The sequence below is a fragment of the Bacillus sp. JJ864 genome (assembly GCF_036963045.1).
Lineage (GTDB): Bacteria > Bacillota > Bacilli > Bacillales > Bacillaceae_G > Bacillus_A > Bacillus_A pseudomycoides_C.
The window spans coordinates 1-9,454 of the sequence record NZ_JBALLY010000097.1 but is presented as its reverse complement, the minus strand read 5'-3'; the positions used below and the strand labels follow the sequence as shown (position 1 = coordinate 9,454).

The following is a 9,454-nucleotide window of genomic DNA, read 5'->3' as shown; positions in this document are numbered from 1 at the left end:
ACATATACCCATATGGGTATATGTTGATTGTAAGAACATGGAGGGTATGGATATGAATGTAGTGTTGAACATAGCTTTTATTGCATTGATTTCTTTGTTTATTATTTCTCGTTTGCTACCTGTTAAGGGAGTAAAAAATATAAGAGGGAAAGAATTAAAAGATGAAATGAAGAAAAAGAATACGCAATTGATTGATGTTCGTACACTAGGGGAGTTTAGAGGCAACCATATTCCAGGTTTTCGCAATATGCCCCTAAATGAACTCGTACAACAAGCAAGTAATTTAGATAAAAATAAAGATGTAATCGTCATTTGTCAGAGCGGAATGAGAAGTAAACAAGCAACAAAAATTTTAAAGAAAATGGGATTTACACAAATTATCAATGTTTCAGGTGGTATGAACGCTTGGAGTTAAGGAGGATGTAGGACAATGAAAGAAATGACTGCGAAAGAATTAGAACATAAACTGATGAATCATGAAGTGGTAAACATTATTGACGTACGTGAAGTAGAGGAAGTTGCGGAAGGGAAAATTCCAGGAGCACTTCATATTCCGCTTCGTTTGTTAGAATTTCGTATGCATGATTTAGATAAACAGAAAGAGTACGTGATTGTATGTCGTTCTGGTGGAAGAAGCTCACAAGCAGTGCGATTTTTAGAAAGCCATGGTTTCCAAGTCATCAATATGACCGGTGGTATGCTAACTTGGGAAGGGAAAACAGAGTAAATAGCTGATTGAGTTACAGTGATGTTTGTCGAACATCGTCGAAGAATCTTTAAATTGTGTCGAATCGGTGATATATCATAAATATCGCCGATAAATCGGTGGGCGCGTCATTTTAGCGGATGCGGAAATGTGAATATACAAAAAACCGCTGATTATTCAGCGGTTTTTGATATGTTTATATTAATTGCCATTTGTTTCACTAGTCGTTGTCTTTTTTTGCGCGGCTTGTTGTTCATGCTCTTGGTTTTGTTTGTTATCCGTATCTTTATCTTGCGCTACAGAATTTACATCAGCAGGGAGCCCAAGATGTTCGCGGAGCTGTTTTGATAGGTCGGCGATATTTTTTTGATCAGGCATGTAGTAATACGTATGTTTCGGAGCGTAAGTAGGTTTACAAACTTTATCCTCATCCATATAGCAATCTTCTCCAGCTAGTTGAAGTTTTCCAATTGAAGAATTTATACCATATTTGTAGAATGATAACATATCATCAAATGAGAAGTTTGTTTTAAATTCCCCATTAATATCATCAATAACTTTTCCTACTTTTGTGATGGATCCCGCACTGGCTAGTTTTTTAACAATCGCTTCAATAACAAGCTGTTGACGTTGGCCACGCATTGCATCGCTATCAATTTTACGCGTTCTTGCTAGCGCAAGGGCTTGTTCTCCGTTTAGATGTTGGTACCCTTTTTCAAGATGAATCGCACCAGCTGTATCGTTACTATCTTGTTCTGTAAATGTAACAGGTACATCTAAGTCAATTCCTCCTAAATCGTCGACAACTTTTATGAAAGAATTAAAATTAAACCTTACAAAATAATCGACCGGGACGTTGAATAGTTTTTCTACTGATTCGATCGTAGCTTGAGGTCCACCGTCTTTTCCATTTTTTATAGCACCACGTGAATATGAGTGTGTAATCTTATCTTTTTTCTGCTCTACTGGAACGTATGTGTATGTATCACGTGGAATACTTACTAGTTTTACTGTTTTACTATCTTTATTAAACGTTGCAAGTAACAATGCATCCGGATGAAATGCACCGGCGTATAGTTTCTCGCGTCCTTTATTTTCATCAATTCCCATAATTAACACAGATACGTTATTGGTAACGGGTTTGACCGCTTGTTCGCGTAATTCAGACTTTTCACCACGTTCTAAATTTTGAGAGGCATTTCGAACAGCGGAAGATGCTTTATTTACTAAAAACCATGTATAACTTCCAGCACCGATTAAAAGCAAGACAATAATGAGCCCTGCGATTTTTAGCTTCTTATAGCTTTTTTTATGCTTATTTTCACGTAAATCCGTTTTTTGATCCATTTTATGTACTCCTTCATCCATAATGGGAGCTAGTTTAGTCCCTGCAACAATTAATTATAATTCTTTGTTGTAGAAAAGAATGTTACAAGTTATTTACATTTTTAAAATTTTCTTTCTATTTTGGTAGTAATGTAGTGTAATAGGTTGATGGAAATAAAAGCGCTTTTGTTTTTAGGTAGGCGAGAATTAATCTAAACTATATAACAAAATAACAAGGTTACCAAAGGCAACCTTGTTTATTTTATTCATATCGCAAGCACTCAATTGGATCTAGCTTCGCCGCTTTGTTTGCTGGAAGTAAGCCGAATGCAATACCGATTAACATGGACAGCCCAACCGAGATTAAGCCTAATTTTATTGAGACAACGAGCGGCCATGCTGCGAATATGGATACAATCCAGGCAAAGAAGATACCGAGTACGAATCCAATCAAGCCACCTAACGCTGTTAAAATACAAGATTCAATAAGAAATTGCATTAATACTTTTCCACGCGTTGCACCGAGTGCTTTACGGACTCCGATTTCACGTGTACGCTCTGTGACGGATACGAGCATGATGTTCATAACGCCGATACCACCAACTAATAGTGAAATAGCGGCAATACCACCGAATACACTTTTTAAGATACCTGTGAAGTTATCAATTTCTTTTAGCATTTCCTGTGGATCTGGTACTTTGAATTTCCCGGTGTGTTCTGTTTTTTTTGCGTCGTTTAATGATTTTACAACTGCATCTTGCACAGCTTGCTTATCTTGACCAGGAGCGATTTTTACTGTGATACTATCATAATTATTTTTGCCGAATAAAACAGGCCAGTTTTCTGCGGAGATGATACCATCTTTAAATTCCCCACCACTCATCGTTGCTTTGATGGAATATACACCGACTACTTTGTAAGGTGTCCCTTTTATATCGATATATAAGTTTGGTTCCCATGAAGAGAACAATTTATTGAATGCATCTTTACTTAAAACAATTGTATGTTCTGGTCTGTCTAAATCGGTAGCTGTTAAAAATCGGCCGTGTTCGAGTTGAAATCTAGAGGCATCCTCAAAATAATCACCTTTAGCACCAATTACATCAAGATCTAATTCTTTTTTTCCTGCATATACTTTCGCTTTATTTCTTACATCGGGATAAGCATCTTGAACACCAGGAATTTTTAAGACAGTGTCATACATGCTTCCTGAAATTTTACCGTCCATATCTGAAAAATCTTCTGTGTTATAGTTTACTAGAAATTGATCTTTCTTTTCTTTCCCGATTTGTTCACGGAATTTCGCATTTGTTCCATCACCGATAGAGATAATGGTAATAATCGCACTAACCCCAATAATAATTCCAAGCATTGTTAAAATCGAACGCATTTTATGAGCAAAGATGGAGGAAAGGGCCATACGTATATTTTCATTTAAGTTCAAACTCAACCTCTCCAATCTTGGACGATCTTTCCGTCACGAATTACAATTTGGCGTGCCGCCGCTTCGCCAATTTCCCGGTCATGGGTAATCATTATAATAGTAGAGCCTTGTTTATTTAATTCGTAAAAGAGATCCATAATTTGTGTACTTGTTTTCGTATCAAGTGCACCAGTCGGTTCATCGGCTAAAATGAATTTTGGATTATTCACAATCGCACGGGCGACAGCGACACGTTGTTTTTGTCCGCCTGACAATTCATTTGGCAAGTGAGTTGCTCGGTCCGCGAGCCCTACTTTTGTTAATGCAGCTAACGCACGCTCGCGTCGCTCTTTTTTATCTACGCCACCATAGATAAGTGGCAGTTCCACATTTTGCATCGCATTGAGGCGAGGGAGCAACATAAAGTTTTGGAATACAAATCCAATTTCTTTATTGCGAATGTGCGCCAGTTCTGTTTCGGACATGTTTGAAATATGTTGCCCAGCTAACGTGTATGTGCCTGCTGTAGGTTTGTCTAGGCAGCCGATGATATTCATTAATGTTGATTTCCCGGAACCAGATGGTCCCATAATGGAAGTAAATTCACCTTGATTTAGTGTTAGATCAATTCCATGCAGGACTTGAACAATTTCTTCTCCGTTTTGAAAAGACTTCGTGATGCCTTTTAATTCAATCATTTCATGTTAACCTCCATACCATCTTGTAAATCTTTTTCTGGTTTTGAGATTACTTGCTCACCTGTTTTCAAACCAGAAATCTTTGCTTCACTATCTGTTTCAAACTCAATGGTAATGGCTTGTTCTTTTGCTTTTCCGCCTTTTACAACGAATACGATGTTTTTATCACCTTTTTTCACGATACTGCTTTTTGGAACAACAAGACCGTTTGCTTCCCCTGATTTTGCCGTTACATAAACATGGAAGCCTGGTTGTAGGTCGTCACTATTATCTAATGTAATAACGAAAGGATAATTAGAAACGGTTTTGTTTTCATCCATATTCTTTAATGGTGTTGTTCCAATTTCTGTTACTTTTCCTGTCCATGTTTTTCCTGGTACTGTTTTAGACGTAACAGAAACCTCTTGGCCAACTTTCATTTGAGAGAGTTCGTATTCAGATAACTGGCCTTTTACTTTTAACGGCCCAGCAGTACGAATTGTCATACCACTCATAGCTGCTTTTTCTTCTGTACCTTTATTAATGTCTTCAATCATACCATCTACAGGACTTGTTACTGACAGTGCATTTTCTTTTTCTTGAGAGTTTTGCATCATTTGCTTCGCTTTTTCGACTTCAAACTTTTTCGTTTCCAGCTGCGTTTCTTGTGCTTGCACTTCTTGTTCAGCAGCTTTTAACATGTCACCTGCAGCACCAGATTGTTTAGCAGTTTGCAGTTTTTGTTTTGATGCATCTAGTTGCTTTTGAAGGAGTGAAACTTCTTTCTCAGCTAATTTCTTTTGCATTTCCGCTTCGCTTTTTTCGAGTTTGATAGACGAGTTGTTATATTTAAAAAGTAATTGTCCTTTTTTAACTTGATCTCCTTTTTTAACTGCAAGCTCATAGTTACCTTTCGTTGGATCAAATGCAATCGTTTCGATACCGTTTGGAATAACTTCGCCGCCAAATTTTTGCGCATTTTCAATTTTCTTTTCTGTTACTTTATAACCGCTGTATGCCATAGCCGGTGTAGAAGATCCGCCAGCTAACGCAAAGTAAGAACCAGCACCAATTCCAATTGTTGCTAAACCGACAATTAATAATTTTGTTTTCTTTTTCATTGTATTTTCACCTTTTCGTGTCGTTTTTGTCTCTGTAATTTCTAGTATAAGGGAGGCGTTAAATATGGCAAATTGTTTTATCTTACAAAAGTATTACATTTTTGTAAGGTTTAAATTAAGAGATGTAGGATTAAGTGAGAAATGAATACAAATTGAAAAAAGCCAAAACCGCCTTTTTTAGGTGGGCGAGAGGAACTGGCTATGTATAGAAGCGGTCAGTGTTTTTTCTGCCACGTGCAAGGTTTAAAGCAAAAGGAGAAAACAAGAGCAGGCATGTTTTGTTCTGCATGGCAGCAATTTATACAGAGGGTTTTTCATAGAGAAACAAAATAAACTGATAGTTGACAGAAAACATTTACAATTTAGAAAGTGTTTTGTAAAATGGGAGAAAAAGGATTGAGGTTAGAAGAATATGGCAAAGAGGGTGTTTATACATAGTTCGGAAGTCATTGTGCAATTGTTCTTATCGGTGATTGGAATTATTTGTGTAGGGGCGTTGCCTGGTTTGTTTCAAGGCCTAAAAGTAGATTTTCACGAATATATAGAAACGATTAAGATGGTATGCAATAATTTGGTGGATCTATCATCGATGAAGTATGCGGTAGCTACTAATAGTCCAATTCCAAGCAAAGATCCAATCACAAAACCACTATTTCCACAACTATTTATTCACTATGAAGAAACAATGATTGTTTTTTTAGCAGCTTTTTTTATTTCACTTTTGATTGCTTTTTTCATTGTGTACATCGTTTTACGAAGTAATGCTAATGTTCAAAAGAAAATTAAATCATTCCTACTCTTTCTTGAATCTATTCCAGATATTCTTCTTATTCTTGGCTCACAGCTTTTCGTTATTTGGATTTTTAAACAAACAGGTATTTTAGCTATAAGTATTTCAGGGCTAGGAGAGAAGTCTGTTCGAGCGTTACCCATTATTTGTTTAAGTGCACCGACAACGATTATGTTTGTAAAACTCGTATTACTGCGTTTTGAGACGGAACTTGAAAAAGATTATGTTCTATTTGCAAAGGCAAAAGGGCTGGATAAGCTTTATATTTTAAATCACCATGTCTTACGTAATGTGTTATTAAGTACGCTCTTTTTTGCGAAAACAAACATTTGGTTTATGTTATCCAATCTGTACATTATTGAGTGGATGTTTAATACATATGGCATGTTTGTATTTGTAAGAGTAGCTGCCGAGGCGGATTTTGCAACAGGTATTCCTCTGTTTACAGTTAGTTTGCTGCTGCTTTATGTACCGATTTTTATTATTTTTAAGTTGTTTCATTATTTTGTTCCAAATGCAATGAAAGAGAGGGTTTAAGATGTGGCAACATTTGAAACGTGATAAGCGCTTTTGGATTAGTAGTGCATTCATTACTATATTTCTTTTGTTAAGCATTGGAAATACAATTTTTAATGATGGGCATATTCGGAAGGTGTCCATTCAGTTTAATAAAGATGGAATACCAGAAGTACCTCCCTTTCCACCTTCGTTTCAGTTTTTACTTGGAACAGATGGAAAGGGATTTGATTTACTAAACTTAGTAATTGAAGGGGCAAAATGGACAATTGGAGTTTCGATACTCATCGCATTGTTACGTATTGTATTTGGAGTTTGTTTCGGTGTTTGTCTCGGTATGTACGTAAAGAGAGGATTTCCAAAATTAGAAGCTTTTTTTGATAGTTTCACAATTATTCCGATGGTTATGATTGCAGCCTTTTTATTACGACATGCAATTAATTTTGAGAGCGGCGAAGAAATGTCAACTTTTTTTGAACGAGCTTCGTTTGAAATTACTTTATTAACGGCTCTCGCAGTTCCGACCCTTTCTTTATACATTGCCAATGAAATTCGTAACGTATTAACAGAAGAATTTATTGATGCTGCTAAAATTTTAGGAGGAAGTAAACGACATCTTCTTATAAAACACGTGTTTCCGCATTTGTACCCAACTTTCGTCATTGTATTTATGCAGCAGTTTGTCCAGGCACTTATTATTTTATTGCACCTCGGTTTATTAGATTTATTCTTTGGAGGAACGGTAAGGTTTTATGGAGGAGAGACCGATTCTTTTACTCATGAATGGTCAGGATTAATTGGGGTATACTTTCGTTCTTTATCGGTGCATCCATGGATTCCTCTTGTACCGATTACCTGTTTTGGATTAACCATTTTTTCAGGGAATATGATTGTAAAATGTATCCAGGATGCGATAGCGAAAGCAAGACTAGGGGAGAGAAGAGAGCGGGAAGAAGTAGAAACGACACAATCTATAACACAAACGAAGGAAGAATTGTTTGTGTTTAAGCACACGATGTAAGGGACTAAAAAAACTTAAAAGCTTTAAAACCCTTAAAACCCTTAAAACCCTCTTTTTTAGGTGGATGAGAGGAACTGGCCATACATAGAAGCGGTTAGTGCCTTTTTCTGCCACGTGCAAAATTTTAAAACAAAGAAAGGCAGCGAGGTGTAGGTAATAAGGGGCGTATTTTCGCTGGAATTATACTCTTTACCAAACTTCTAAATGAAATGTATGGCTGAGTAGTTATAATGTAAGTTCAAAACCCTCTTTTTTTAGGTGGGTGAGAGCAACTGGCCGTGCATAGAAGCGGTCAGGGCCTATTTCTGCCACGTGCGATGTTTCAAAATAAAGGTGGAAAGCGAGTGCAGAGCATGTTGTGTTTTGTGTAGCAATGACTTATATGTTAAAAGCAAAATAAAAAGACTAGGGATTCCTAGTCTTTTTATTTTGCAGAAACTTCACCTTCTGTTTGTGTTTGCGGAATGAAGTAACCGACAATACCACCGATAATTGCTGGAACAATCCAGCCAATTCCTAAGTTGTAAAATGGAATTGCACTTGCAAGAGATGAAATGGCAGATGGCATCATGCCGATGTTATCAAGGGCATGAATGCAGCTTATAATAAAGGCCGCAATCATGGCGCCTACATATACACTCGGTTTTCTTTTCGTGTATTTATCAATAAACGATACGAAAATTAAGATAATTGTAATTGGATAAAGGATAATTAATACTGGTAGTGTTAGTTTGATTAATAAGCTTAATCCTAAGTTCGAAACAACAAAGCTAAATATACAAACCCACAGTACAAGTTTTTTGTATGATACATTTGTTAATACGTTCGAAAAGTAGTTTGCAAATGCACTCACAACGCCAATTGCTGTCGTTAAACAAGCGAAAATAATAGCTAGGCTTAATAATATGTTACCGCTTGTCCCAAATAAATTGTACATAATCGTCGCTAATAGTTGACCGCCGTTTTCAAATTGTCCAAGGTGTCCGTTTGATGCGCCGATATAGCCTAATGCGAAATAAATGACTGTTAAAAATAACGCCGCAATACTTCCACATATAATCGTATATTTCGTAATTGCTTTTTTATCAGTTACTCCATTTTGACGAATCGCATTTACAACAATGCTAGATAATACAAGTGCTCCAATTGCATCTAATGTTAAAAATCCTTCTAAGAAACCTTTGAAAAATGAAATGTCTTTGTAGTCACCAACCGGAGTAGCGAACGAGCTTGTTGGTGAAAGAATTGCTTTTGTTGCCATAACCGCAATAATAATAAGTAAAATAGGTGTTAAAATTTTTCCGATGTGATTCACTAGTTTGGAAGGGTTTAACGATAGGAAGTAGGTAATCGTAAAGAAAATTCCTGTAAAGAGCAACATAGAATACCAGTGATCTTGGAAAAGCGGTACAATGCCGATTTCGTATGAAACAGATCCTGTACGCGGGATAACGAAAAGCGGTCCAATAGAAAGGTAAATAATGATGGCTAAAATTGTTGCGAATTTTGGATGAACACGGCTTGCAAGTGTTTTGAAGCTGCCGCCTGCTAATGCAACCGCAACAATTGCTAATAGTGATAAACCGACATCGGTAATTACAAATCCTGCGATAGACACCCACATATTCTCGCCAGATGAAAGACCAAGTAGGGGCGGGAAAATCATATTACCAGCACCAAAGAAAATCGCAAATAGCAATAAGCTAATCGAGAGAATTTGGGAGGGTTTTAAAGTTGTACGCATTCTATAGAAGTCCTCCTAGATGTTTTTGTCGAAAATTCGAATAATTTGTCGAATTGATGTTTTTATTTTAAAGGTCTGATGACTAGAAAGCAACAGTTAATTTTTAAAAGATGTAACTACTCAGTTACTT

At 36.6% G+C, this 9,454-nt stretch carries 9 protein-coding genes; 4 read left to right on the top strand and 5 right to left on the bottom strand.

All coding sequences use genetic code 11. The annotated features are described in order from the left end of the window. Positions 1–52 precede the first annotated feature (52 nt). Positions 53–415, top strand: coding sequence for a rhodanese-like domain-containing protein (locus V7024_RS15840; RefSeq protein ID WP_335521612.1), 363 nt, complete (start codon positions 53–55; stop codon positions 413–415). A gap of 15 nt (positions 416–430) precedes the next feature. Further along, positions 431–727 carry a rhodanese-like domain-containing protein gene (locus V7024_RS15835; protein WP_335521610.1) on the top strand — a complete coding sequence of 99 codons (297 nt, stop codon included), beginning with the start codon at positions 431–433 and terminating at the stop codon, positions 725–727. A gap of 180 nt (positions 728–907) precedes the next feature. On the opposite strand, the gene V7024_RS15830 is transcribed toward V7024_RS15835, so the two are convergent. From V7024_RS15830 to V7024_RS15815, 4 genes are all read right to left on the bottom strand, one after another. Next, a complete protein-coding gene (locus V7024_RS15830) occupies positions 908–2,053 on the bottom strand; it encodes an LCP family protein (RefSeq protein WP_335521608.1) in 1,146 nt (381 codons plus the stop codon). Between the two features lie 241 nt (positions 2,054–2,294). Beyond that, entirely contained in the window at positions 2,295–3,476 is a 1,182-nt protein-coding gene (locus tag V7024_RS15825) for an ABC transporter permease (protein ID WP_335521606.1), read from the bottom strand. Positions 3,477–3,478: 2 nt separating this feature from the next. Next, positions 3,479–4,153 carry an ABC transporter ATP-binding protein gene (locus V7024_RS15820; protein WP_335521605.1) on the bottom strand — a complete coding sequence of 225 codons (675 nt, stop codon included), beginning with the start codon at positions 4,151–4,153 and terminating at the stop codon, positions 3,479–3,481. Beyond that, positions 4,150–5,253: an efflux RND transporter periplasmic adaptor subunit gene (locus tag V7024_RS15815; protein WP_335521603.1), complete on the bottom strand. Its 1,104-nt coding sequence runs from the start codon at positions 5,251–5,253 to the stop codon at positions 4,150–4,152. Before V7024_RS15815 ends, V7024_RS15820 begins: the two co-directional genes overlap by 4 nt. A gap of 412 nt (positions 5,254–5,665) precedes the next feature. Between V7024_RS15815 and V7024_RS15810 the strand changes: the two genes are divergently transcribed. Continuing rightward, positions 5,666–6,580 carry an ABC transporter permease subunit gene (locus V7024_RS15810; RefSeq protein ID WP_335521601.1) on the top strand — a complete coding sequence of 305 codons (915 nt, stop codon included), beginning with the start codon at positions 5,666–5,668 and terminating at the stop codon, positions 6,578–6,580. A 1-nt stretch (position 6,581) separates the two neighbouring features. Beyond that, positions 6,582–7,580 carry an ABC transporter permease subunit gene (locus V7024_RS15805; protein ID WP_335521598.1) on the top strand — a complete coding sequence of 333 codons (999 nt, stop codon included), beginning with the start codon at positions 6,582–6,584 and terminating at the stop codon, positions 7,578–7,580. Between the two features lie 424 nt (positions 7,581–8,004). Here the strand turns inward: V7024_RS15805 and brnQ2 are convergent, their stop codons facing one another. Then, the gene (brnQ2, locus tag V7024_RS15800; protein ID WP_335521596.1) at positions 8,005–9,324 is read right to left on the bottom strand and encodes a branched-chain amino acid transport system II carrier protein BrnQ2; all 1,320 of its coding nucleotides are present in this window, start codon (positions 9,322–9,324) and stop codon (positions 8,005–8,007) included. Positions 9,325–9,454: the final 130 nt, after the last annotated feature.

Bases quoted from the DNA above. Each gene is read 5' to 3' on its own strand.
- brnQ2 (WP_335521596.1), bottom strand. From the start codon at position 9,324: ATGCGTACAACTTTAAAACCCTCCCAAATTCTCTCGATTAGCTTATTG.
- V7024_RS15840 (WP_335521612.1), top strand. From the start codon at position 53: ATGAATGTAGTGTTGAACATAGCTTTTATTGCATTGATTTCTTTGTTT.
- V7024_RS15810 (WP_335521601.1), top strand. From the start codon at position 5,666: ATGGCAAAGAGGGTGTTTATACATAGTTCGGAAGTCATTGTGCAATTG.
- V7024_RS15835 (WP_335521610.1), top strand. From the start codon at position 431: ATGAAAGAAATGACTGCGAAAGAATTAGAACATAAACTGATGAATCAT.
- V7024_RS15820 (WP_335521605.1), bottom strand. From the start codon at position 4,153: ATGATTGAATTAAAAGGCATCACGAAGTCTTTTCAAAACGGAGAAGAA.
- V7024_RS15830 (WP_335521608.1), bottom strand. From the start codon at position 2,053: ATGGATCAAAAAACGGATTTACGTGAAAATAAGCATAAAAAAAGCTAT.
- V7024_RS15815 (WP_335521603.1), bottom strand. From the start codon at position 5,253: ATGAAAAAGAAAACAAAATTATTAATTGTCGGTTTAGCAACAATTGGA.
- V7024_RS15805 (WP_335521598.1), top strand. From the start codon at position 6,582: ATGTGGCAACATTTGAAACGTGATAAGCGCTTTTGGATTAGTAGTGCA.